Source organism: Serratia sp. CMO1, assembly GCF_015689115.1.
Taxonomy (GTDB): domain Bacteria; phylum Pseudomonadota; class Gammaproteobacteria; order Enterobacterales; family Enterobacteriaceae; genus Serratia; species Serratia marcescens.
This window is the reverse complement of record NZ_CP065032.1, coordinates 886484-911370: the sequence shown is the minus strand read 5'-3', so window position 1 is coordinate 911370 and position 24887 is coordinate 886484. Positions and strand designations below refer to the sequence as shown.

Annotated in this window: 16 protein-coding genes, 1 tRNA gene and 1 pseudogene; 10 read left to right on the top strand and 8 right to left on the bottom strand. The window is 54.6% G+C overall.

Features of this window, described 5'->3' with window-relative positions; all coding sequences use genetic code 11:
• Positions 1-95 precede the first annotated feature (95 nt).
• The 5 genes from IT763_RS04195 to IT763_RS04175 all read left to right on the top strand — a co-directional run bounded on the left by IT763_RS04195 (position 96) and on the right by IT763_RS04175 (position 5724).
• Positions 96-1697, top strand: coding sequence for an ABC transporter substrate-binding protein (locus IT763_RS04195; RefSeq protein WP_049299715.1), 1602 nt, complete (start codon positions 96-98; stop codon positions 1695-1697).
• A gap of 269 nt (positions 1698-1966) precedes the next feature.
• Positions 1967-2491: a cytochrome b561 gene (gene cybB, locus IT763_RS04190; protein WP_079451037.1), complete on the top strand. Its 525-nt coding sequence runs from the start codon at positions 1967-1969 to the stop codon at positions 2489-2491.
• Between the two features lie 53 nt (positions 2492-2544).
• The gene (locus tag IT763_RS04185; protein WP_206195204.1) at positions 2545-3831 is read left to right on the top strand and encodes a hypothetical protein; all 1287 of its coding nucleotides are present in this window, start codon (positions 2545-2547) and stop codon (positions 3829-3831) included.
• Complete coding sequence (locus IT763_RS04180; protein WP_206195203.1) at positions 3828-5003, top strand: hypothetical protein; 1176 nt, start codon at positions 3828-3830, stop codon at positions 5001-5003. Before IT763_RS04185 ends, IT763_RS04180 begins: the two co-directional genes overlap by 4 nt.
• Before the next feature lie 16 nt (positions 5004-5019).
• On the top strand, positions 5020-5724 hold the full coding sequence (locus IT763_RS04175; protein ID WP_016928946.1) for a hypothetical protein: 705 nt from the start codon (positions 5020-5022) through the stop codon (positions 5722-5724).
• A gap of 3 nt (positions 5725-5727) precedes the next feature.
• Here the strand turns inward: IT763_RS04175 and IT763_RS04170 are convergent, their stop codons facing one another.
• Positions 5728-6843, bottom strand: a complete 1116-nt coding sequence (locus tag IT763_RS04170; RefSeq protein WP_241005488.1) for a hypothetical protein — start codon at positions 6841-6843, stop codon at positions 5728-5730.
• A gap of 485 nt (positions 6844-7328) precedes the next feature.
• On the opposite strand from IT763_RS04170, the gene IT763_RS04165 reads away from it, so the two are divergent.
• Positions 7329-7859, top strand: a complete 531-nt coding sequence (locus tag IT763_RS04165) for a hypothetical protein (protein ID WP_206195202.1) — start codon at positions 7329-7331, stop codon at positions 7857-7859.
• Between the two features lie 50 nt (positions 7860-7909).
• Here the strand turns inward: IT763_RS04165 and IT763_RS04160 are convergent, their stop codons facing one another.
• From IT763_RS04160 to cspF, 3 genes and pseudogenes are all read right to left on the bottom strand, one after another.
• Positions 7910-8128, bottom strand: coding sequence for a TM2 domain-containing protein (locus tag IT763_RS04160; protein WP_015376761.1), 219 nt, complete (start codon positions 8126-8128; stop codon positions 7910-7912).
• 698 nt (positions 8129-8826) lie between these two features.
• Positions 8827-9628: pseudogene (locus tag IT763_RS04155) on the bottom strand (primase-like DNA-binding domain-containing protein); the annotation flags it as partial.
• Between the two features lie 573 nt (positions 9629-10201).
• Positions 10202-10414, bottom strand: coding sequence for a cold shock-like protein CspF (gene cspF / locus IT763_RS04150; protein WP_072022372.1), 213 nt, complete (start codon positions 10412-10414; stop codon positions 10202-10204).
• A 395-nt stretch (positions 10415-10809) separates the two neighbouring features.
• On the opposite strand from cspF, the gene IT763_RS04145 reads away from it, so the two are divergent.
• From IT763_RS04145 to IT763_RS04140, 3 genes are all read left to right on the top strand, one after another.
• Positions 10810-11037 (top strand): hypothetical protein, encoded by a 228-nt coding sequence (locus IT763_RS04145; RefSeq protein ID WP_128868729.1) that lies wholly within the window; start codon positions 10810-10812, stop codon positions 11035-11037.
• Positions 11038-11239: 202 nt separating this feature from the next.
• Entirely contained in the window at positions 11240-11404 is a 165-nt protein-coding gene (locus tag IT763_RS23325; protein WP_216606217.1) for a YnfU family zinc-binding protein, read from the top strand.
• A gap of 155 nt (positions 11405-11559) precedes the next feature.
• Positions 11560-20142 carry a glycoside hydrolase family 94 protein gene (locus IT763_RS04140; RefSeq protein ID WP_206195201.1) on the top strand — a complete coding sequence of 2861 codons (8583 nt, stop codon included), beginning with the start codon at positions 11560-11562 and terminating at the stop codon, positions 20140-20142.
• Between the two features lie 19 nt (positions 20143-20161).
• Here the strand turns inward: IT763_RS04140 and IT763_RS04135 are convergent, their stop codons facing one another.
• Positions 20162-20395: a hypothetical protein gene (locus tag IT763_RS04135; RefSeq protein ID WP_016929262.1), complete on the bottom strand. Its 234-nt coding sequence runs from the start codon at positions 20393-20395 to the stop codon at positions 20162-20164.
• 357 nt (positions 20396-20752) lie between these two features.
• Here IT763_RS04135 and lpxP point away from each other — a divergent pair, with 357 nt between their 5' ends.
• Positions 20753-21661, top strand: coding sequence for a kdo(2)-lipid IV(A) palmitoleoyltransferase (gene lpxP, locus IT763_RS04130; protein ID WP_075205901.1), 909 nt, complete (start codon positions 20753-20755; stop codon positions 21659-21661).
• 390 nt (positions 21662-22051) lie between these two features.
• Here the strand turns inward: lpxP and IT763_RS04125 are convergent.
• The 3 genes from IT763_RS04125 to proB all read right to left on the bottom strand — a co-directional run bounded on the left by IT763_RS04125 (position 22052) and on the right by proB (position 24684).
• Positions 22052-22127 (bottom strand) — tRNA-Thr (locus tag IT763_RS04125).
• 190 nt (positions 22128-22317) lie between these two features.
• Positions 22318-23571 (bottom strand): glutamate-5-semialdehyde dehydrogenase, encoded by a 1254-nt coding sequence (proA, locus tag IT763_RS04120; protein ID WP_164053711.1) that lies wholly within the window; start codon positions 23569-23571, stop codon positions 22318-22320.
• A gap of 9 nt (positions 23572-23580) precedes the next feature.
• Positions 23581-24684, bottom strand: coding sequence for a glutamate 5-kinase (gene proB, locus IT763_RS04115; RefSeq protein ID WP_015376738.1), 1104 nt, complete (start codon positions 24682-24684; stop codon positions 23581-23583).
• Positions 24685-24887: the final 203 nt, after the last annotated feature.

Genomic DNA, 24887 nt, shown 5'->3' with positions numbered 1-24887 from the left:
TGCACCGATGAGGCGCTTGTTCCCGATCTCGCCATCCGTTATCTATAGTTAGATCAATTCGCCGGTAACGGCTCATTCCACCTGAGGATCTTGCCTTGACGTTTTTAAAACACCCTATCGCCGGATTGGTGCTGGCCGGCTGCGGCCTGTTGTCGGCGGGCGGCGCGCTGGCCGCTTCCGATGCGCTGGTGTACTGCACCGTCGCCTCGCCGGAATCGTTCAACCCGCAGCTCTCCAGCTCCGGGCCGACCTTTATCGCCACCTCGCAGGTGCTGTACAACCGCCTGGTGACGCTGCGCGAAAGCGATAAAACGCCCGCCCCTTCGCTGGCCACCGAGTGGAGCGTCAGCCCGGACGGCAAGACCTACACCTTCACCCTGCGCCAGGGCGTGAAATTCAACAGCAACAAATACTTCACCCCAACGCGCGACTTCAACGCCGAAGACGTGGTGTTCACCGTGATGCGGCAGAAGGATCCCGCCAACCCGTATCACAAGGTCTCCGGCGGCAACTATGAATACTTCACCGACATGGGCCTGGATAAGCTGATCACCAAGGTGGAAGCGGTGGACGAGCACCACGTGCGCTTCACGCTGAGCCAGCCCAACGCCGCCTTCGTCGCCGACTGGGCGATGGATTTCGCCTCGATCCTGTCCGCCGAATACGCCGACGCGATGCTGAAAAAGGGCACGCCGGAATACGTCGACAACTGGCCGATCGGCACCGGGCCGTTTGCGCTGCAGCAGTACAAGCAGGATTCGCTGATCCGCTACACCGCCAACCCGCACTACTGGCAGGGCGAAGTGGCCAGCAAGCACCTGATCTTCTCGATTACGCCGGATCCGCAAACCCGGCTGGCCAAGCTGAAAACCAACGAATGCCAGATCATCCCCGCGCCGCTGCCGGAACAGTTCGCCGCCATCAAGGCCGACGGCAACCTGCAGCTGCACGACATTACCGGGCTGAACGTCGGCTATCTGGCGTTCAACACCCAGAAAAAACCGTTCGACAACCTGCTGGTGCGCCAGGCGCTGAGCTACGCGGTAGACAAGAAAGCGATCGTCGCCGCGGTGTTCAAAGACAGCGGCACGCCGGCCAATTCGCTGCTGCCGCCGGGCATGCTGGGCTACAACGACACACTGCCGGAGTACGCCTACGATCCGCAGAAGGCGCGCGAGCTGCTGAAGCAGGCCGGGCTGGAACAGGGCTTTGAAACCGACATTTGGTCGATGCCGGTACAGCGCCCTTACAACCCGAACTCGAAACGCATCGCCGAGATGATCCAGAGCGACTGGGCGAAGGTGGGCGTGAAGGCCAAGATCGTCACCTGGGAGTGGGGCCAGTATCTGGCCGGGCTGCGCAAAGGCGAGCAACAGAGCGCGCTGTACGGCTGGGTATCGGACAATGGCGATCCGGACAACTTCGCCACCCTGCTCGGCTGCGCCGGCGTGCAGAGCGGCGCCAATGTGGCGCGCTGGTGCGATAAGGATTACGACCGGCTGATCCAGCAGGCGATCCAGGAGAACCAGCCACAGGCGCGCGCCAAGCTGTATCAACAGGCGCAGGTGATCTTCGCCAAACAGGCGCCGTGGCTGCCGCTGGCCACCGGCAAAGTGTTCTACGCCACCCGCAGCAACCTGAGCGGCTACGTGGTGGACGTGAACGGCAGCGATTTCGCCAAGGCCAAATTGAACTGATCTCAGGCGCCGCAGCGAGGGCTGCGGCGTAATCCGCTTCATCGCTTAATAAGCTGCCAGCCTCTGAACCTATCGTTTATTAGCTTCATAACTTGCGACGCTCACCTATCGCCAGGCGCATATCCCACTAAGCCAATAGCTTAATAAGTGAGTTGAAGCTGGCGTTTTGCCTAAATTGCGCGCACGCGCTTTCCTCCGATGTAACATTTCGTTACCATCGGCGCACAGACCCTTTAACATCAAAAGGTAACCCGGTGCAGAACACCTACATGCCGTGGCAAATTCGCCTGCACTGGCTGGTGGCGATCCTGCTGGTCATCACCTGCGTCACCATCGAGCTGCGGGGCTTTGCCGAACCGGGCAGCGCCCCCTGGTACGTGCTGGTTGTCACCCACTTCAGCTGCGGCGTAACGGTGTTTGCGCTGATGATCGCCCGCCTGTTCCTGCGCTGGCGCCGCCCCTCGCCCGCCATCGCGCCCAAACCGCCGAAGTGGCAAACCGGCCTGGCGCACCTGACGCACACCCTGATTTACCTGCTGCTGCTGACACTGCCGGTGCTGGGGGTGTATTCGCGCTATCTGGGCGGCAAGGAGTGGTTTCTGTTCGGCCTGCCGATGCCGTTCGCCGACGTGGCCGATCGGCCGCAGGCGCGGACGATTATCGGCTGGCACAAAACGCTGGCCTCATTCGGCTACTGGCTGATCGGCCTGCATGCCACCGCCGCGCTGTTCCATCACTATATCGTCAAGGACAATGCGCTGGTGCGCATGCTGCCGCTGATGAAAAAACGCTGAATACCCGGCGCCAGGGATGAATTTTCGGGCCACGCCCACTGACAGGGAATGACATGCAAACCCAATTTTTTAATGTGACCGTCGAACAATGCGCCTGCCAGCAGACGGCGCCCGACAATCTGGTGAGGATCATCGCCTCCGGCCAGACGTTCTTTTTTTACCGCGACGACTTCAGCGACAGCGAAAATCTGCTGGCCAGGCTCGCCGCCGGCGATCGAGTGAAGATCGGTGCCCACCGCCTGCAAGACGGCAGCTACTGGCTGCACTGGCTGCTGCACGGCACGAAAGGCCGGCTGGAGCCTGACAGGACGCTGAAATACAAGCTGAAATACTTCGCCCTGCTGCTGCTGGGCGCGGTGCTGGCCGGCGGTTTCCCGGCGGCCTTTTTCATCATGGACGGGGAAGATTCCTGGCTGACCATCGTCCTGTTCTTTATCGCCATCATCGCCGGCCTTATCGGCATCGGCATAGTGCTGTTCGTCGGTTCGGAGCTCCTGCTGATCGGGCACCGCGGCCGCAGGCGCCTGCTCCGGGCGCTGGATCGCGTGCTGCAGGGGCAAGACGTCACGCCACCCGGCTCGCTCAGCCTGAAAATCCCCGGCATCAAATACCGGGCTGTCCGGGCAGACGCTGTGCCGGCGACCGCACCGCTGCAGACCGCGCCCCCCCTCCCGGACGGCGTCGAGACCTCCGGCATCGAGACGGTCAACGCCCTGAACTACGAACTCTGCCAATATGAGATCCCGCGGCAGGTGCAGTATTTGGATACGTATGCGTGGCGTCAGAAGGAGACGCACTTCGCGCTGACGACCCGCGCGCTCAATGTCCCCAATACCAAACTGCATCCGGTATTTCGTCGGCAACATCCGCTTTTCATCGCCAAAGGCGATCCGCTGCAGGTGCTGTATTGCGAGAACGACGTCATTCCCGAGTTGCCCAAAGTGCGTGGGATCATCAATCATCGCGATCGCCAAACCTATCTCATCGGCGGCAGCCGCTACTTCACCGAAGCCGGCCTTAACCGGTGCGCGCGCGTTGTCTTCATTTTTGGGGCAATCGTGGCGTGTTTTGTGCTCGGCATGATGGTGGTGGATAACGCCGATACCCCGGCCGGCTTTCACCTGGATGCCTGGACCCTGAAGCGTCTCGGCAGCGAATTGCCGCCGATTATTCTGCTGCTGATGCTGATGGTCAGCGGCCTGGCGCTGTTAATCGAGGGGTTCGCCCAGATCTGCCGCCTGTACTCTTTTGACCAGCACCGCACGTTTAAAACGTTTAAATACCTGAGAAATCTGCGCCGCAGTTTATGGCGGCAGGCTCAGGTGACGGAGCTGAAATGATGACGTTAGCGCTTTATAAAAGACCCCTTATTATCCTGACGCTGTTTTTGGCCAGCGCGCTGGGCGTCTATTTGCTCGCCCCTGAGCAACGCTATGAGCAGTGGCAATGGACTCAGGGCGACCAGGCGTTGCCGACGATAGCCCGTTACGATCTCATCCACAGCTACCCGGCGCAGGACGGCGCCCTGCTGCTCACCAGCAAAAGAAGTGAAGACCGCGCGTACAATAGCTTTTACGGCTGGGCGGCCAACTACCTCAGCCAGGTGCTGTTTGCTGGCCCCAAAGGGTTACAGATGCTGGGGGAACTCGACGACTTGATCCATGATGCGGTTTGCGGCGAGCAGGAGTGCGTGCTTTTTCTCTCTAAGGGCCGCAGGCTGGTTGATGTGCAACGGGGCACCATCGGGGCGCTGATCCCCTGGCCGGAGGGCGACGACAACCGGCCTTCCTTTGTCGGCGGCAAACTGGTGGCGCAACCGGGAAAACGCGCGCTGTATCTCATCAGCACCGAAGGCGTATTCTACAGCCCGGACTTCGGCGCCCATTGGCGGCAGACGCTGGATCTGCCGGCGCTGCTGGACGCGCGGCAACTGCTGGGCTTTGAGCGCGGCGAGGAGGACTCACCGACGGCTTACGCCTCCGGTAAGCGCAAATCCGTACCCGAGATCTTCACCGCCGTTGATGGCGATCGCGTGCATTTCTGGATGAACCCGGTACTCGGATCCGGCGCGTTACACATCGCCGTTAACGGTAAAACCGGCGAGGTGACTGAACTGCATTGGCTGCTGGTGCGCGTCAAGGAAAGCGCGCAGGCCCCGGACGGCGGCATCTACCTGATCGCGCAAACGCTGGACAGAGGACTGTATCAGCTTCTGCGTTATCAATCCGACGGGCAGTTGAAGGTGCTGCTGGAGACCGGCGATAAATCGCTGTATCAGCTCTGGGCGGGCAACGATAAGCTGGTCGCCCAAACGGATAACGGCGATGCGCGTCTTTCGCTGATTTTCGATCTGCGCTCATCCGAAGTGCGCTACCGACAGCCGTTGGAGTACCGGTACAACGGGCGCGACGACACGCGCCAAACCGTGATCGAACCGGAAAGCCACTATGACGATGACGGGGAGACCCCGGCGCTGCCCTACTTCGTTCGCTATCGCTCCACCACGCCGTGAACATAAGGAACTTGCCATGCTGTTAGGTTATGGCGCCGGCGCCGCCGGCCTACTGGCGCTGTTATTGGCCCTGCTGCTCGCCGGCATCCTGCTCGCCTGGTGGGGCTGGCGATACGCCGCCGCCCGCTGCGGCCGCCCGCGCCCGCCGCTTTCCTGGGGCGGCTATCTGTTAGCCTCGGCGCTGGCGATCTACCCGGTGGCGTTCGCGCTGATGCTGATCGACATTGCCCTTCAGGATCTCAAGAGCCAGCGGGCGGAAGAACGCTGGAATCGGCGCAGTTACCTGACGCTCGAGGCGGCAAAACCGTTCGGTGAAATCACCCTGCCAAAAGGCAGCTGGGTAAACCGGCAGGAGCCGCGCCAGCCCGGCACCGAAGACAGCCCCATCACGATGAACGGCGTGACCGCCGTGCGCTTTCCTCAGCCGCAGAGCGTGGCCGGCGTGCCGATCATCGCCTTCGAGGTTTTACCGCCGGTGATGGAGCTGGCAGATGCGCATACTTTCACCCGCCCAACCGGTCAAATGGCGCACTGCGAAGCCGGTTGGCTGGTCTCTTTCTCTTTACCGCCGGATAAGCCGGCCCCGCAGTGGGAGGAGTGGCAAGCCGGCCTGCCTGCGGCGGCGTTTCGGCCCAGCGACTGGATCTTTAAGGAGTGCTTCTCCGGCAGCCCAATCGCGGTGCTGACCTTGCACAACGGCGAAGTCAGGGTGTTGCCTTAAGCCTTACGCCGTGGCGTTGGGCAAGCGCACGGTCACGCGGTTGTTGGCCGTTGGCAACTGCAGCGGCGTTTCCTGCCAACTCACCGCGATAACCAATACCGGCGGGGCCGGCACGCGCGGCTCACGCCCGTCGGGCCCCACGCTGTAAGCATCCCATTCAATCACAAAAACCCCGCCGTCTTGCGGCTCGACCCGCTCGACGAAAAAGGTGGTGTCCGAACCGCGCCCGCCCGCCGGTTTATGCGCGTAAGAGAGCAGGCTGAACCACTCGCCGGCGAAGTACAGATGATACAGACCATCGACGATATGCTCGCCGTGGAACTGGCAGCCGCCGACGCTCAAGCCGTCACCCGACGGGGATCCCGCCACGCGTTCGAGATCGCGTACGAAGCGATCGGTCGGCCGGTTATCCAGCAGCAGCTCATAAGGCGGCGTGTGCAGCAGCGCGGCAGGATCGTCCGCCTGGCGCAGATCCGCCGGCAACATCGAGCGCGCCGCCAGCATCCGGCCGTTGGGTAAGGCGATCTCCAGCCGATCCGCCGGATCCGCTACCCACTGCGGCACCCACAAACCGCGTACAAGGTGCAACGGCGTGGCCTCCACCTGCCGACACGTCGCCCGCAGCCGCGCCAGCGCCTCAGCGGAACCGGCGGCCAACGCGTCCTGCTCGCGATCGGTCAATGCCAGCAGCGCGTACATCACCCGGGCAGCAGGCTCATAGACCGTCAGCCCCTCCCCCTCGCGGCCGCGGGTCGGGATCAGGCGCAGCTTGCCGTCGTCCACGTCCTGCGGCGCGGCATAGGCGCCATGCACAATCGCCCCGTCGCGCAGCAGCAGCGTCCAAAAGCTGGGGCCGCCCATGCCCAGTTCCCCCACGCCGCCAATCTGCCGGTCGCTGTCGCCGGCGTGCGCCATTTCAATCGGCTGCGAATGCCAGTCGGTCTTGCGCCACTCTGCCGCCTCTTCGGGTTCTTGCTCGCTTTTAGCGGCGTACTTCGCCCATTGCAGCACGGCAAACAGCGCGATGCACAGCACACCCCAAACCGGGTGATCCTGCCAAATCAACACCCAACCGACGATCAAAAGCGCCCAGGCGGCCATGACGATATCCTTTTCCACAAGAAAACCGCCTGATTCTAGCGCAGGAAACGCAAGGGGTTGAAGCCTATGCCATGAATAATTAGCCGTTAAATAGAAAGATAATAATTTCAGCGTTATTTCTGTGACTATGAAGATTACATAAATAATGCTTCACTGCGTGATTTTAACGTAGAAAAGACAACTCCCTGTTTCTCAATGCAATATTTATAACCCTGTTAAAAATAGAAAAATGAAAGTGAAAAAAACCGCAATAATTTGTGCATATTCTAAACATTGACTATGTTTATACATACTCTTTATATGCAGGTAAACAGACTGAAAAACAAAAGATAAAGACTCTCAATATAATTAAACAACCCTCGCGCACCGCGTGGGTGACACGCTATTTATTATAAAAATTCCGAGGCTATTTTATCTCCACGGAACGGGTCACTTTGCGTTTTATCAGGCCAATAGGCTACACACCGCAATTAATATCATTATTAGCTTTCCGGAGATCGACAATGAAAATCGTTACGGGCATTATCCTTACCTCTGTGGCCGCCTTCAGCGGCGCGGCTTACGCGGCCGATGCGCAACCTACCACCGGCAACGCAGAAGTGACGCTGGAACACGTGCACGCCGTGATGGAAAACGGCAGCCCGGCGCCGCAGCATGACGCCGCCTGCAAAAAAGAACTTTCCATGCCGGAATCGAAATATATGGGCATGAAGGTTAAAACCGATTACACCATCAACAGCAGCAGCATGATGATGTCGGCCAAATCGATGTTCCCATCGCCGGATTCCATGAAGCCCATGGAACTGACGGTCGATCTCTCCGCGCTGGGCCTGGCGGATGTGTATGCCTTCGGCGCCTTTAAACCGGCCGCATTGCCGCAGGCCTATATTTATTTCACCATCGACAAGGATTTTAAAAATCCGGTCAGCACCTTTATGATCATTAACCAAGGCAAGCAATATAACTGCGTAATTTCCAGCTCGAATAAAATGATGAGTGAAGAAATGCGCGGCAAGATGATGAAGAAACAATAACGGAATGAAAAACGGCGCTTCCCTTAGCAGGAAGCGCCGCCAGCAAAGCCTTAAATCAGACCAGGATTGTATTTCTGGTTGAACTTCTCTTCCGACTGGAACAGATAAATAATGCCTTCGATAAAGCCGACAATCGCCGGGATCCCCGTCCAGCAGAACAGCAGGTAGAACAGCCCCCACCACTTCATCCCCAGGTAAAACTTGTGAATACCCAGCCCACCCAGGAAGATGGCCAGCAGGGCCGCCGCGAGCTTGTCTTTTCTGCTCATAGTGCACTTCTCCTTACTTCTCACCGAACCACCGGCATGTCCAAAAAACGGATGCCGCTACGCAGAGCGCCGCATCGCAATGCTTGAGGTGAAAACATTCACCCATCAAGACTCAACAGGGGTAATTATAACAGTGATTAATTAAACGGTTGTTTAACCGGCGAAAGGGTAAGCAAAGTGAGTCTGGAGAGGAGGTGGTGCCATAATAGGAGCGAAACATACCAAACAACACACTGTTTTAAAACTAATTTTATAAACAAAAACAGAAAGCTATACATATATCTATACATAATAAAATGATGCACAATACATAGAATAAATTATAATCAATTAGCACTCGCCCAGTGCTCATCATATTAAAAAAAGATTTATAGGAAAACTGTTCACCCTATACACCTTTTGATTTTATCTTTTTATTTCAATGCATTGATGGGTGTATAGCTACCTTCTCGGTGTACACTCCTGTTCACCTACAGGGTGAAAAGTCTGAATCGCAGGCACAAAAAAACCGGCCTGAGCCGGTTTGGGGAGCGCTTGTCGTTATGATATTGGCCGTTCAGCGGCCGATAGGATGCCCTGGTGTTGCTGCGTGTATTCGGGTCACTGCCACTATAGGCGTCGCGGCGATTGAGCGTCCAATGGGTTCGGCAGATCAATAATGGCCTATTGATCGGCCCGGCCGATCGACCCACTCATCGTCACACCGCCCCGCACTTCGGCAGCCAGTCCGCTTCACATTCTTCACTCAATATCAGGTTGGTTTGTATTCTCTACTTGGTGCGGCGTTTCAGCAGCGTATGCTCATACTCTTTCAGCGTCTGCGGCACCGCCTGGCCGAACGCCGTCAGGTTCATCACGTGCTGATAGCCTCTTGCGGCCATAAACGACAGGTAGGCGTGGTACAGGTAGCGGCGCGGATTCGGCGGGGTGATGTTGGCATTACCGATCATCCCCCCTTCCGGGGTGCCCAGCACCGTCAGGTAACCACAAAATCAATAAGCGGATCGGCATGCCGTTTGATTTCCAGGGCTTCTGCCGAAATCTGCTGCGCCTGGAGCAGTGCGCGGGGCTCGTTCGGGTTGGCAAAGCGTTGCATCAGGTGACGCACGATGACCGCCAGCTTTTCGGTGATCTTCGCTAGCAGCAGCGGGTCACGCTCTTCAGAGGCGATAGCCTCCGGGAACGTCAGGATCACCCGGCGGCGCGAGATGCCGCCGCTGCGCTCGCTGAACTGCATCGGGTTGTTATTCACCGCCAGTATAACTGCAGGGATGTAGACCGCGTAGGCGTCGCGGTATTTCGGATCGATGGCGACCGCATCGCCGCCGGTGATGGCCTTGATACCCGCCTCGTCACCACTCCACTTTTCCTGGTCGGGCAGGATAATCAGCGAGTAACCGACGACCTAGGCACATTTGCGCGCCGACTCCAGTTTGTCGATAGTGGCGGCGGGGTATTAACGGCACTGGCCAGCCACCGGGCGATAGTCGCCATCACGCTCATGCGGTTGATACCTACGACGTTAAGATTCTATCAACTCCTGTCACAGTGCGGCAGCCTCACAGGCCCAATAGTTGTGGTAGTAGGGATATATCAGGCACCATATGTTTAGTGCATAGCCCTTTTCCTACCAATGCACCGGTTAATGCCAAAGTCTTATAGACAGGGCCTGACTAGTATCGTTTTTGTCGTAATTGTTAATGTTCAAAACTACGCAGACTATTTCAACGGTGGTGCGTTTGGTTGCTTTGCCTTCTATCAATCAGATATGGCGCTGTTCAATGTCTCCGACTGCTCGCAGTCGCATCGATCGCCAATCCACATTTTCCACATACAGCCAACTGTGGCAGGGCTACCAGGAGGTCCAATAGCATTCTGAATCACTCTTGAGACAAATATTTCGAGGGAAGGTGGACGGATGATGAGCAAATTATTTTTATTAACCACCTTAACTCATATTGGCCTGAAAAATTAAAAAGGTGGAGTGAGTCTCTCTATAGACTTAATTATTAACCAAGTATTGGATGTGGATTTTTAATCATGTTACTGTTAATGAAGATAATTCTAATGATGTTAGGAAAGATAGACATTTGCTGCCGTAGGCCCATTAAGCCCATTCACTCTTCTAAATTCCACTCGAATTCCAGGGGTGATTGTTTGAGTTTCACGTGATGATAATGCTGAAATGTGTACTCGTACGTCTTTTCTTCCATCAGAGGGGATAATTAATCCTTTACCTGTTTTATTATCAAATATTTTGATGATGCCTGTCATTTTTTGGAACAAAGAACAACCTTATAAGATGAAAACAGCCTTAATTATACATTAAATGAATAAAAAAACCATCTCAATCTTACACATTCACCCTGGCCTTTTAGACGGCTAAAAATAAACATTGCTATCTCTTTAATAAGGGTGTAAGACTAAGTTATTAAAAGTAAACCGCAGAAAATGTCGGTTTAAATGAGTCATATAGTCAGCCCCTATAGCTAATGTTTCAATCTACCTTTTTTGATTAGTGTACTATTCTGACTTCTCACACCCAAGTAGGAATTTAATAATATATATCACATTGAAATAGCTTTTTATGTTGATAAGGAGGCTATAACTTTTGTTTTTGGACGATTAATACCCCACTAAATATTTTGTAATAAATACGCATCCATCAACAAGGTAACGTCATGATAAAAGTCATTATTTTTTTTAATTCTGCGCCATCTTGTATCACTGAGCTTCAGGACGGCGTAAAAACAATTTCACGCTCTTATCCGAATGGAGAGAAAGTACAATTACCTATAATGACGGCGGGATTAGCTTCTCGGACAGGTGACCACACAATTGTTCATGTCGCCTCTGATCGTGATTTAACATCCGACGAGATTTTTGCTGCTGCTGAAAAGTTGCTGTAAAACGTTCAAGGAAGTAAAAATCAGTAAAATACAATTTTTTCTTGCAACCTGACTTGATTGACATCGTATATTATATAATTTCGGGCTAATGCTTAGCATAAGCATATGATAACTATGCACTATAATAAAAGAAAAATATTACCAGTACAAAAAACGACCATCAATGATATGATAAATCTCATTCATTGAAAGGTTAATCCATATGTCTTTTATCGATTACGCAATGAAGTACATCGGCGGCATATCTAGATCTGCTGTAATTTGCCCTGTTTGTGGATTCAAGTCATCTCAGGCGGTTAGCAAGCTTCGACTGAAACAAGCAATGCTTTGCCCTGAATGTAAAGCGCTATTTGTCAAGTCACGCTAAACTCTGATACATGGTGATGCTAAATTTTGTGAGTACGCCTAAGACATATTCAAGCAGCTGTTAAATCCCGGATGGCTTACATCCATCCTGAGAGAACGCTTCTGAACTGATTTCGCAACTGCTCCTGCGCATTAACGTCGCAACTGAGCAACTCTATGAAAATGAACCCCAGGGAATGGTTTAGCCACTCCCGAATTCTGGCAAAAAAAACCGAACGATCGCCGCTTGCCGCTAACGATCCTGCAGGTGAGGGGGCGGTACGATCAGAGTTGTTTTCAACATCTCAGATGGAACGTTACGGCCAAAAGTTGGCACGTGCCCATAAATTATCTCCAAATAAGCTTCCCTACTACCTTCTCAAAAGGCTCGGCAACAATGAGGCCGCTATCACGCAGAACTGCTACGAGCTTAACTCAGGTATAAAAGCGAGCATTATGCCTGCCGGGGAGTGGTTGTTGGATAATTACTACCTTATTGAGGAGCAAATTCGCATCGTTCGCCAACACTTGCCGAAAAGCTTCGGCAAAGGTCTCCCATCCCTAATATCGCCTCAGAATTGTCCGCGAATTTATGATATTGCATCGGAAGCCATTGCGCACGGCGATGGCCGCTGGGACACTGCCAGCCTGACCAGCTATATCACGGCCTACCAACAGGTCACCCCACTGACGTTGGGCGAAGTTTGGGCCCTACCGGGCATGCTGCGCCTGGCTCTGATTGAAAATCTTCGCCGCATCAGCATGGAAGTCGTAAAGGCTCAGCGGGAACGAAACCTGGCAGATGCGTGGATAACAAGAATTTTCGAATGTGCAGAGAATGCTCCCGCTGACTTAATCATGGTAGTCGCCGATATGGCGCGCTCACGTCCTCCGTTGAGCAGTGCATTTGTCGCGGAGTTAGTACGGCGTCTGCAGGGGCATGGCAATGCGGTGTCGTTGCCTTTGACCTGGGTTGACCAGTGCCTGGCGGAACAGGGGATCACAACCGAGGCACTGATTCATCGCTTCAATCAACAGCTCGCTGCCAGTCAGCTTTCAGTCAGTAACAGCATCGCTGGGTTGCGTTTACTGAGCGAAACGAACTGGGCTGATTTCGCTGAGGCGATAAGCACCGTTGAACAGGTATTACGCGGTGATCCTGCCGGTATTTATCCCCAAATGCACTTTGATACTCGGGATCATTATCGCCACGTCATTGAGATTTTGGCCAGAGATAGCGGCCTCAGTGAGCCTGAGGTAGCCAGCCGGTTACTGGCTCTTACCAGGGAGAACGCTCCCGACACATCGAAGTCCCACATTGGCTATTATCTGGTAGGCGAAGGTCGAGAGAAGTTGGAAATTCATCTGCTGGCTGACACCTCAACGTTTATACGCCTGCGGCACAGTTTCAACAGAATATCCCTGCTGTCATGGCTTGGCAGCCTGAGTTTGTTGACCACAGCAACGGTGGCCGGGGTATTGCATGAAACTGCGCAGCAAGGAACGTATTGGCTGCCGATCGTTGTGGCATTGCCTCTTGTCATTGCTGTTAGCCAATTAGCAAGTGATCTGCTCAGCGATGCCACCACTCGTTTTCGAATCCCCCGCCCATTACCGAGGATGGACTTTTCAGCCGGTATTCCCGTAGATAGTGCAGCCATGATCGTCATCCCTTGCATGCTGACAAGTCACGAAAGCTTCAGCAAACTCCTCACCAGTCTCGAAGTATGTTGGCTGGGGAATCAAAACGAAAACATCTGTTTCGCTCTGCTCACCGATTTTGCCGATGCAGAAAATAAACAAGCGCCTGCAGACAAAGCCCTCCTCAGACAGGCGATCACCGATATGCAGGCGCTTAACCGCCGCTATCCATCCCGACACCCTCGTTTTTATCTGCTGCACCGGCAGCCTGAATGGAACCCTTCTCAGCGGACCTGGATGGGTTATGAACGCAAGCGGGGCAAACTGGCGTTGTTAAACGACTGGCTACGCCATCCTGCGGCACAATTTGTCAGCGTTGCAGACATGCCTGCTCATCTTTTACCGGGCTATATAAAATATGTCATTACGCTGGACAGCGACACGGTGCTGCCGCGCGATACGGTACACAAGCTGGTCGCGACGATGGCGCATCCGCTGAATAAGCCAGAGTATGATCCGGTACGCCAGAGGGTGGTCAAAGGATTCGGCATTCTACAGCCCGGACTGGCGGAGGCGATGCCGCATAATGGCCAGGGGCGATACGCGGCCATGCGCAGCAGCGCACCTGGCAATAACCCCTATTCCATGATGTCTTCCGATATCTACCAGGATCTCTTTGGGGAAGGATCGTTCGTGGGCAAGGGGATTTATGATGTCGATACCTTTGTTCAAGCCACGGCCAACGTTTGTCCTGAAAATCTGGTTCTCAGCCATGATTTACTGGAAGGGTGCTACGCGCGTTCGGGGCTGCTGAGTGAAGTTTTACTCTACGAACAGTACCCCAATAATTACCTTTCGGATGTGGCACGCCGCTCACGCTGGATCCGGGGTGACTGGCAACTGCTGAACTGGTTGAAACTGCGCGTCAGAAAAGCGGATGGAAGCCGGGATAAGAATCCTCTATCCGCACTCTCTTACTGGAAACTGTTTGATAATTTGCGCCGCAGTCTCGTCGCCCCCTCTTTACTGGTATTGCTGTTCTTGACACTGCTTTGGGTGCCTAATCCGGTTTATTGGCTTGGCGTGCTGGCGCTGATATGGCTGTTACCTGCGATGCTGAGCATCCTCTATGATCTGCTGCATAAGCCCCTTCGCCGCCACCTGAAACCGCATTTGTTGCTGGTAGCTTCAGGGGCGCTGAAGCGTCTGTCAGGCATCGGGCTTAATTTTGCGATACTGCCGCACGAAGCCGGATATTCATTGTATGCGATTATCGTGACGCTATGGCGTCTGGGCGTTAGCCAGCGCAATCTCAGCCAGTGGGTCAGCCATCGTCCGGACGACAATCAGGCCAGAACTTCGGTTGGCCGTTTCTACCAAGCTATGTGGCTGAACGTCGCTGGCGGAGTGGCACTCACCATTCTGACCGTACATATTGCGCCGCAGCTGCTGGCGATCGCTTTGCCGGTCAGTGTGTTATGGTGCCTGGCTCCCCTGCTGATGAAAGGGTTGAGCCGCCAACCCGTTCGTAAGGCCTTTTCGCCGAACCGAGAGCAAAAACGGCTGCTACGCCAGACAAGCCGTGAAATCTGGGCATTTTTTGAGACCTTTGCCACGGCGCAAGAGAACTGGCTTCCGCCTGACAACTATCAGGAAATACCGCAACCGACAGTGGCTCACCGTACCTCTCCTACCAATATTGGCCTTTCCCTGCTGGCCAATCTGACGGCCTGGGACTTTGGTTATCTTTCCGGCGGGGAGGTATTGCAGCGCGTCTCGCTAACGCTTGATACGCTGGACAAAATGGAACACTACCGGGGACATCTCTATAACTGGTACGACACCCGTACGCTGGCACCGCTCAGCCCACGCTACGTTTCAAGTGTCGACAGTGGCAATATGGCGGGTCATTTACTGACATTGCGTGAAGGGCTATCTGCCATGCGCCATCAGCCTGTTTTAAACATCGAACAGATGCTGGCCGGGCTGAACGATACGCTGGAGATTCTGGAGAAACATTGGGGCTCAAGCGCGCCTACCGCTTTGCGGCTACTGCGCAAACACTGCCAAAGTGCGGTGTCACTGTCTCCGCCAGCGCTTTTCAGCGAACTGAAAAAAATGCGCACTCAGTGCAACCACCTTACAACGCAATGTCATCAAGACTCCCACCTTCAGGTACGCTGGACAAAACATCTGGAAAATCAGCTGGTGCAGCTTGGTCATGAATGGTCGCTACTACTCGACTGGTTGCCAGCGTCCTGGAACAAACAGACGCTGCCGACGCTGAACTGGTTGGCCCGTGCGACATTTACCGGAGAAGGAACGCCTCCGGCGTCCGTGACGGCGCAAGCTCAAATGCGGCTGAAAATTATCGCCGAGCTTGAACAACGGCTGAATGACCATGCTCGGATGGATTTCGCCTTTCTGTACAGTGAGGCAACCAGTCTGCTCAGTGTCGGTTACAAATGTGACACGAATACGTCAGACAAAAGCCATTACGATCTTTTCCCATCTGAAATCCGACTGACCAGTTTCCTCGCCATTGCGGCGAATCAGTTGCCACTCAAAAGCTGGTACGCGCTGGGGAGGTTGTTCACCACCATAGACAATGAAACAGCCCTGATGTCATGGAGCGGTTCGATGTTTGAATACCTGATGCCTAATCTGGTGATGCCCACGTGGCCAGGCAGTCTGCTTGATGAGATGAGCCAGTCGGCGGTGATGCGCCAGATACACTGGGGTAAAGAGCGTGGGGTGCCTTGGGGAGTATCAGAGTCTGGCTATCATGCTTTTGATGTTCAGCAAAACTATCAGTATCAGGCATTTGGCGTGCCAGGGCTCGGTCTGCGTCGGGGACTTTCCGATGATATGGTGGTTGCCCCTTACGCCACCCTGCTGGCGCTGATGGTCTCACCGCAAAAAGCGTGTGAAAACCTGTTCCGATTGCAAAAAAATGGCGCACAGGGTGAGTATGGCTTCTATGAAGCGCTGGATTATACCCCTTCACGCCTTGCAACCGGTCAACTGTATGCGGTAGTGCAGTCCTGGATGGCACATCATCAAGGCATGGCATTTCAGGCGCTCGCCCACGTGCTGCTTGACGCCCCCATGACTGAGCGATTTATGTCCAGCACGCTCTTCCAGTCAGCGAGTTTGTTGTTACAGGAGCGCGTGCCGGATGCGGTCGATCTCTACAGCCCGCGTCGTCATTTTGAATCTCATGAAGGAAGGGTCAAACCCGTTCGCTATGAACCTCGTATTTTCAACGGGGTGGACACCCCGGTTCCGGAAATTCAGCTGTTGTCCAACAGCCATTATCATCTGATGTTGACGGCTGGCGGGGGAGGCTACAGTCGCTGGAATAATATTGCCCTAACGCGCTGGCGAAGTGATACCACCCGGGATAACTGGGGAACGTTCTGCTATATCCGCGATATGCAGACGGGTGAGATATGGAGCAATACCTGGCAACCGACAGGCAACGCTATCGGGCTCGACGAAGAAGTGATATTTACCGATGCGGGGGCGGAATTCAGGCGCACCTTCGGGACGCTCAGCGTCAAAACCCAGGTTGTTGTCTCCCCGGAGGATGATATTGAACTACGACGGATCACCCTGGTGCACCGGGGCCGCCAGCCGCGCTCCCTGGAACTGACAACCTACGCCGAAGTGGTACTGGCGTCTGATGCCAGCGATCTGGCACATCCAGCGTTCAGCAATTTGTTTATCCAGACCGAGCTTGATCCTGAACGTGATGCTATCCTCTGCCACCGGCGCCCGCGCTCGCCGGATGAGTCGAGCCCTTGCCTGTTTCACATGATGGTGGTGCATGGCGGTCACCATAAGAGCGTCTCGTTTGAAACAGACAGGGCAGAGTTCCTTGGACGAGGCAGAAGCCCAGCCGATGCTCGGGCCATCGAGCAAGGCGGAGCGCTCAGCAACACATCGGGCTCAGTGTTGGATCCTATACTGGCGATACGTCACGCCATCATCCTGCAGCCTGGGCAACCGGTTACGATTGATATCGTTTATGGCATTAGTGAAAGCCGCCAGCAAAGCCTGGCATTGCTCGAAAAATATCGCGACTATCCTATCGCTGACCGCGTGTTTGAACTGGCGTGGTCGCATAGTCTGGTGGTATTACGTCAGATGAACGCCAGTGAAGATGATGCCACCTTGTTTAATCGTCTTGCCAGCGCAGTACTTTATCCCAGTCAGGAGTTGCGTGCCGAGGGCCAAACCATCAGCCATAATCGGCGTGGTCAGTCCGGCCTGTGGGGCTGGGCAATCTCAGGTGATCTGCCGATAGTGCTGCTCAGCATTTCCAGCGAGGAAGGCGTCGCCTCCGTCACCACCCTGATTCAGGCACACCGATACTGGCGGCTGAAAGGGCTGGAGGTGGACTTGGTGATCTTGAATAACAGCCCAGGGGGATACCAGCAGGGATTGCAAAATCAGATTATGGATTTAATTTATGCCGGGTCAGAAGCCAGTCTGCTGGATAAAACGGGCGGCCTTTTTGTGCGTAATGGCGAGCACCTCACCACTGAGGATAAGCTGCTGCTGATGAGCGTGGCTTGTCTTTACCTCGATGACCGTGCGGGTGGAATTAATGAACAGCTTAACCAGCGTATTCACACCCCAAAACCTCCGGCCAGACCGTTGATTCCGCATATTGTTTCGGAGAGTAACCAACATACCGATTGGGCCCCCGATACCAGCCAGTTGCGCCATTTCAATGGGTACGGCGGATTTTCTCATGACGGCCGGGAATATCAGATTGTGCTCCGGGAAAATGAGTCAACGCCCGCCCCTTGGGCAAATGTACTGGCGAATGCCCGTTTTGGCAGTGTGATTTCGGATGCGGGGCAGGCCTATAGCTGGTATGAGAATGCCCATGAATTCAGGTTAACGCCGTGGGAGAACGATCCTGTGAGCGATCGTAGCGGTGAGGCGTATTACCTGCGTGATGAAGAGAGTGGTGAGTGCTGGTCACCGACGATTTTACCTACGCGCGGACAAGGGGATTATCTGACACGCCATGGTTTTGGCTACAGCGTATTTGCCCATCGGGAGAGTGGTATAGACAGTGAGCTGACGGTATTTGTTGCCGAAGAGGCCCCGGTTAAACTTGCAATCCTGACGCTCAGTAACAATTCGGGACGCACTCGTAAACTGTCCGTCACGGGCTACGTGGAGTGGACGCTCGGAGAGTCACGAATCCGCTCCGCCCCTCATATCGTGACACATGCTGCCAGTATCCCTGGCGGTTGCGGTGTGATGGCAAATAACTTTTACGGTGACAACGGTGGCGAGCGCACTGCATTTTTTGCCGTCAGCGGTAATTATTGTTCGTTGATGGGAGATCGCCGGGAGTTTATTGGCCGTAACGGTTCGTTGCGCAGCCCATCCACCATGAAACTGCGCAGACTCTCGGGTAAAACCGGCGCCGGCCTCGATCCCTGTGGAGCCGTCCAGTCAGCGGCTACATTTATTGACGGGGACCAGAGAACGTTTATTTTTGTCCTTGGCGCGGCAGATAATCATGCCCAGGCTCAGGAGATGCTTACCCACTATCTCAATGAGGATGCGGCCCGCCTGGAGCTGAACCGCGTTCACCACTACTGGCACCATGTGCTCGATAAAATCGTGGTTAATACGCCTGATACATCTGTGAATTTGCTGGTCAACGGCTGGCTGTTATACCAGACCGTAGCCTGTCGCCTTATGGCTCGCAGTGGTTACTACCAGTCCGGCGGTGCATTTGGTTTTCGCGATCAGTTGCAGGATACGCTGGCACTGAGTCATGCCGATCCGAACCGAATGCGCGAACAGATAATGCTGTGCGCATCACGGCAATTTATCGAAGGAGATGTGCAACACTGGTGGCACCCTCCACACGGCAGCGGGGTTCGTACCCGCTGTTCTGATGACTACCTGTGGCTTCCGCTTGCCGTTTGCCACTATGTGGAAACGACGGGGGATATGGATGTGCTGGAGATGCGCATACCGTATCTGGAAGGTCGCCTGCTCCAGCCCGGTGAAGAGTCTATCTATGACACGCCGGTCGTCAGCGGCACCGAAGAGACATTGTGGTTACACTGCGTCAAAGCGATTCAACATGGACTGAGGTTCGGTGAGCATGGCCTGCCGCTGATGGGGGCAGGTGACTGGAATGACGGGATGAACCGGGTTGGTATCGAAGGCAGTGGTGAAAGCGTCTGGCTGGGTTTCTTCCTGTATGACATTTTGCAGCGGTTTACCGCACTGGCAGAGCGCAAGCAGGATGACAGTGTCGCCTCGATGTGTCGTTCGCAGGCCTTGCACCTGCAAAACAATCTCGAAACTCACGCCTGGGATGGCGAATGGTACCGGCGCGGTTATTTTGACGATGGTACTCCCCTGGGATCGAAAGCCTCGCAGGACTGCCGGATAGATGCGATTGCGCAGAGCTGGTCTGTATTGTCCGGGGCCGCCAGCGCGGGACGATGTGAACAGGCCATGCAGGCGCTGGATAAGCACCTGGTAGATAACGATGGCGGGTTGATAAGGCTGTTAACACCACCATTCGATGGTCATGGACCTAACCCGGGTTACATCCAGGGTTATCTGCCCGGCGTGCGGGAAAATGGGGGGCAGTATACACATGGCGCCATCTGGGCCGTTATGGCATTTGCACGGATGGGAAATGCAGAACGCGCCTGGCAACTCTGGTCAATGATCAACCCGATAAATCATACCCTTAATGCAGGCTCGGTCGGGATTTATAAGGCTGAGCCTTATGTCATGAGTGCTGATGTCTATAGTGTCGCTCCCCATACCGGACGAGCGGGATGGAGCTGGTATACCGGTTCCGCAGGCTGGGCCTACCGTTTACTTACCGAGGAATTACTGGGTATAAAACGCTCCGGTGCTACCTTTACTGTCCATGCCAGATTGCCAGATGAGTGGTCCTCTTTTTCGATGTCATATCAATATGGTGAAAGCCAGTATCAGATTATGGTTTCACGCGGAGAGGGAGAGTATCGTGTCACACTGGATAGCATCGTACTGCCTGGCGACAACATTCCTTTGCGGGATGATGGGAAAAATCATACGGTTGAAATTATTCAAAACTGATACTGCCTTAAAAGGCACATTAAAGCCTGCCGTTAATGCGCTGATTGTCCCTGAGAACTTCGATTGCGGTTTGCATTACGACTTTATCATCTCGTCTTTTCTGTTTGAGTTGCATTACCTGGAGGTATTCAAGCAACGTTCGGGTGTTAATCGGCCTGCCTTGTTTTCCCACGGCCAGCACCGCCTCACCAAGGATAATTTTCACTGGGGGTAACTGTGCAGGGTACCAGTCAAGGGTGTCTTCTGATTTCATTATAAATTTCTCATGGAAGGGTATTATATCACAAAATATTACTTTGTTGCTTGGTTCTGCTCTCATAGCTCAAGAATAAAGAGAAACCGTATACTATATGGATAGTTAAAGCCAATGACTCCCTGCTGAGTTTATGAATGTGATTAATGCATTTCGAGTTGTAAAAAACGAAATCAGGCTAATGAAACATCCAGAAGAATAATGACAAGGATGATTGCAACCACTATGCGCCGACTAATTTATATTTTGAATCTAAACACAACACCATTGTCTAAGTAGTATGTAATGCTAAAGACATAGTTTTATTTATACATTACAAACTATATATTTAATTTTCGGGTCGAGTTAAGGAAAAACATGTCACAACATTTTACAAAGGCTTTACTCCATCCCCGTTACTGGATTACCTGGTTTGGGCTAGGTTTGCTCTGGATTATCGTCCAACTTCCCTATCCGGCACTGCATTTATTAGGTTCTACTCTGGGGAGGTCATCTAGACCTTTTCTTAAAAGGCGCGGGCGCATTGCCGACAAAAATATAGAGCTCTGCTTCCCGGAAATGACAACAAAAGCACGGGATCAGCTGGTCAGAAAAAATTTTGTTTCCTTGGGGTTAGGGTTGATGGAAACTGGTATGGCTTGGTTTTGGAGTGATGCCAGGGTGAGGAAATGGTTTGAGGTTGAAGGTATTGAAAATCTAACGAAAGCTACCCGAGGCGTAATGGTTTTAGGCGTTCACTTCATGTCCCTTGAATTATGCGGAAGAGTTATGGGGGTATGCCATCCAATGATGGCTACTTACCGTCCACACAATAATCTGCTTATGGAATGGATACAAACTAAAGGTCGAATGCGCTCAAACAAAGCAATGATTAATCGACGCAATCTACTTGGGTTTGTCCGGGCACTGAAAGCCGGCGAGGCTGTTTGGTTTGCACCTGATCAGGATTATGGGCCCGAGGGTAGTGTTTTTGCGCCTTTCTTCTGCGTTAAAAATGCAGCCACTACGAACGGAACTTTTGTTCTATCGAAACTCGCAAGAGCGGACTTGATTACTTTGAGCATGATCCGACTTAGTAATAAAAAGGGCTATCGTATGTTTATCAGCTCTCCGCTTTTAGATTATCCCAAAGGTGATGAGATTATAGCAGCAAACTACATAAATAAAATTATCGAAAAGGAAATCTGCCGAGCCCCCGAACAATATCTATGGATGCATCGTAGGTTTAAGACTCGGCCTGAAGGAGAGCTTTCTGTTTATAAATGAATTATCAGCTAAATCACACAGTATAGCATCAGACCGCCTTATATTTTCGAGATTTACAAAACACTCTGTTTATGTGGCCTCTAATAGATATAAAAATCACTACCGCGATTAATTTCACACGCAATCAATGCCTTGCAAGCGTGTTGGTTTAACTAAAATCGGCAATGAGCACTAATTATTTAAGGAAGGAATATCCTCACCATAATCTGCATATCGTTTAAAGGCATGTGTATAGGAATCCAAGACAGAACAGGAACATATACGCAATCCTATACACATTAGAGACCGGATTCCACTGGAACATTACGGACTAATACGGATAAAAAAATCATAATGTCTTTTTAAAACAGAGTGTTTATGGATAAATACGGACTTTACAGGAAGAGAGGATGGTGCCGATAATAGGAGTCGAACCTACGACCTTCGCATTACGAATGCGCTGCTCTACCAACTGAGCTATATCGGCATCGAGCCGGGCCTGCAGGGCAAGCCGGAAGTGCGTTGAACAAGGTAGACCCGTGCACGAAATGAGTCAATAGCCGCCGGGGCGTTTGGTTGTTTTGCAAGCAACCAGACTGTCGTGCAATCTCCCTTTTCCAAAAACAATCAGGGCGCAGCATGCTGCGCCCTGACCTCTTTATGACCGCAATGCGGCCTTAGCTGCGCACCAGATCGTCGCCGTAGCCGATCCACTTGTAGGTGGTCAGCGCGTCCAGGCCCATCGGACCGCGGGCGTGCAGTTTCTGGGTGCTCACCGCCACTTCTGCGCCCAGGCCGAACTGGCCGCCGTCGGTGAAGCGAGTGCTGGCGTTAACGTACACCGCCGAGGAGTCCACCGCGCGCACGAAGTGCTCGGCGCTGCTGAGCGAACGGGTGAGGATCGCGTCGGAATGGTTAGTGCCGTGGGTGCGGATGTGATCGATGGCCTGATCGATATCGTCCACCAGCAGCACGTTCAGATCCAGCGACAGCCATTCGTCGTCGTAATCCTCCGTATTCACCGGCACCACCGTCGCCGGGCCGCCCTGCAGCAGCGGCAGCGCGTTTTCCGCCGCGTGCAGCGTCACGCCCGCCGCCGCCATTTTGGCGCTCAGCGCCGGCAGGAACTCAGCGGCGATGCTGCGGTTCACCAGCAGCGTCTCCAGCGAGTTACAGGCGCTCGGGCGCTGGATCTTGGCGTTTTCAATCACCGTCAGCGCCTTGTCGAAATCGACATTGGCATCCACGTAGGTATGGCACACGCCGATGCCGCCGGTGATCACCGGAATGGTCGATTGCTCGCGGCACAGCTTGTGCAGGCCGGCGCCGCCGCGCGGGATCAGCATGTCGACATAGCGATCCAGGCGCAGCAGTTCGTTCACCAGCGCGCGATCCGGGCTGTCGATCGCCTGCACCGCCGCCGCCGGCAGGCCGCACTGTTCCAGCGCCTGCTGGATCACTTTCACCGTTGCCTGGTTGGTGTTGTGCGTCTCTTTACCGCCGCGCAGGATCACTGCGTTGCCGGTTTTCAGGCACAGGCTGGCGACGTCGATGGTGACGTTCGGCCGCGCCTCGTAAATCACGCCGATCACGCCGAGCGGCACCCGGCGGCGCTCCAGCTTCAGCCCGCTGTCCAGCAGGTTGCCGTCCAGCACGTGGCCGACCGGATCGTTCAGGCGGCATACCTGGCGCACGTCGTTGGCGATCGCCGCCAGCCGCGCCGGGGTCAGCAACAGGCGATCGAGCAACGCTTCGCTCATGCCGGTGGCGCGCGCCTGCGCCATGTCTTGTTCGTTCGCCAGCAGGATCGCTTCGCTGTTGGCTTCCAGCATGTCGGCCATCACCGACAGCACCTGATTCTTCTTCGCCGTGCTCAGCACCGCCAGCTGCCAGGAGGCCTGCTTGGCGGCCTTCCCCATCTGCTCCAGCATGCTCACTCCTTAACTGACAATCATATCGTCGCGGTGCACTGCCACCGGACCGTATTCGTAACCGAGGATCTCGCTGATTTCCTGCGAGTGGTGCCCGGCGATCATGCGCATCGCATCGCTGTTATAGCGGCTGACGCCGTGCGCCAGATCGCGCCCCGCCAGGTTGCGGATGCGGATCACTTCGCCGCGCGAGAAGTCGCCCTTCACTTCGCGGATGCCTTTCGGCAGCAGCGAGCTGCCGCGCGCCATCATCGCTTCCACCGCACCGTCATCGACGGTGATCTCACCGGCCGGCGGCGCGCCGAAGATCCAGCGCTTGCGATTTTCCAGCGGGGTTTCCAGCGCGTGGAAACGGGTGCCCACCGGTTTGCCTTCGATCACGTCCGCCACCACGCCCGGCTTGCTGCCGGCGGCGATCACCACGTCGATGCCGGCACGGCAGGCCACGTCGGCCGCCTGCAGCTTGGTGCCCATGCCGCCGGTGCCCAGACCGGAGACGCTGTCGCCGGCGATGGCGCGCAGCGCGTCGTCGATGCCGTGCACTTCACGGATCAGTTCGGCCTGCGGGTTGTTGCGCGGATCCGCGGTGTAGAGGCCCTGCTGATCGGTCAGCAGCAGCAGTTTGTCGGCCCCGGCCAGAATGGCCGCCAGCGCCGACAGGTTATCGTTGTCGCCCACCTTGATTTCGGCGGTGGCGACGGCGTCGTTCTCATTGATTACCGGCACGATGCGGTTGTCCAGCAGCGCCGTCATGGTGTCGCGCGCGTTGAGGAAGCGCTCGCGGTCTTCCAGATCGGCGCGCGTCAGCAGCATCTGCCCGACGTGGATGCCGTAAATGGAGAACAGCTGTTCCCACAGCTGGATCAGCCGGCTCTGCCCCACCGCCGCCAGCAGCTGCTTGGAGGCGATGGTGGCGGGCAGCTCGGGGTAGCCCAGGTGTTCGCGCCCGGCGGCGATGGCGCCGGAGGTGACGATGACGATGCGGTGGCCCGCGGCGTGTTGCTGCGCGCACTGGCGCACCAATTCGACGATGTGGGCGCGGTTCAGACGCAGCGATCCGCCGGTCAACACGCTGGTGCCCAATTTCACAACCAATGTCTGGCTGCCGTTCATAGTATTTCTGCCGTGTAATATACCCGTCATCTTTCAAGCTGCAGCGTTGTTGGCTGCACGCACTCACCCCAGTCACTTACCTCAGTAAGCTCCTGGGGATTCCTGCGCTTGCCGCCTAGCCGCAACTCGAAAGCTATAGGGTATGATGAGAATAAGAGTGCAAAGGTCTTTGTAACAGGAGAGACGCGTTATGCCAACAGGCA

Excerpts from the sequence above, each read along its gene's own strand:
- IT763_RS04160 (WP_015376761.1), bottom strand. The coding sequence starts at position 8,128 with ATGAGCAGAAAAGACAAGCTCGCGGCGGCCCTGCTGGCCATCTTCCTG.
- lpxP (WP_075205901.1), top strand. The coding sequence starts at position 20,753 with ATGTCACAACATTTTACAAAGGCTTTACTCCATCCCCGTTACTGGATT.
- proB (WP_015376738.1), bottom strand. The coding sequence starts at position 24,684 with ATGAACGGCAGCCAGACATTGGTTGTGAAATTGGGCACCAGCGTGTTG.
- IT763_RS04135 (WP_016929262.1), bottom strand. The coding sequence starts at position 20,395 with ATGAAATCAGAAGACACCCTTGACTGGTACCCTGCACAGTTACCCCCA.
- proA (WP_164053711.1), bottom strand. The coding sequence starts at position 23,571 with ATGCTGGAGCAGATGGGGAAGGCCGCCAAGCAGGCCTCCTGGCAGCTG.
- IT763_RS04145 (WP_128868729.1), top strand. The coding sequence starts at position 10,810 with ATGATAAAAGTCATTATTTTTTTTAATTCTGCGCCATCTTGTATCACT.
- cybB (WP_079451037.1), top strand. The coding sequence starts at position 1,967 with ATGCCGTGGCAAATTCGCCTGCACTGGCTGGTGGCGATCCTGCTGGTC.
- IT763_RS04165 (WP_206195202.1), top strand. The coding sequence starts at position 7,329 with ATGAAAATCGTTACGGGCATTATCCTTACCTCTGTGGCCGCCTTCAGC.
- IT763_RS23325 (WP_216606217.1), top strand. The coding sequence starts at position 11,240 with ATGTCTTTTATCGATTACGCAATGAAGTACATCGGCGGCATATCTAGA.
- IT763_RS04180 (WP_206195203.1), top strand. The coding sequence starts at position 3,828 with ATGATGACGTTAGCGCTTTATAAAAGACCCCTTATTATCCTGACGCTG.
- IT763_RS04140 (WP_206195201.1), top strand. The coding sequence starts at position 11,560 with ATGAAAATGAACCCCAGGGAATGGTTTAGCCACTCCCGAATTCTGGCA.
- IT763_RS04185 (WP_206195204.1), top strand. The coding sequence starts at position 2,545 with ATGCAAACCCAATTTTTTAATGTGACCGTCGAACAATGCGCCTGCCAG.
- IT763_RS04175 (WP_016928946.1), top strand. The coding sequence starts at position 5,020 with ATGCTGTTAGGTTATGGCGCCGGCGCCGCCGGCCTACTGGCGCTGTTA.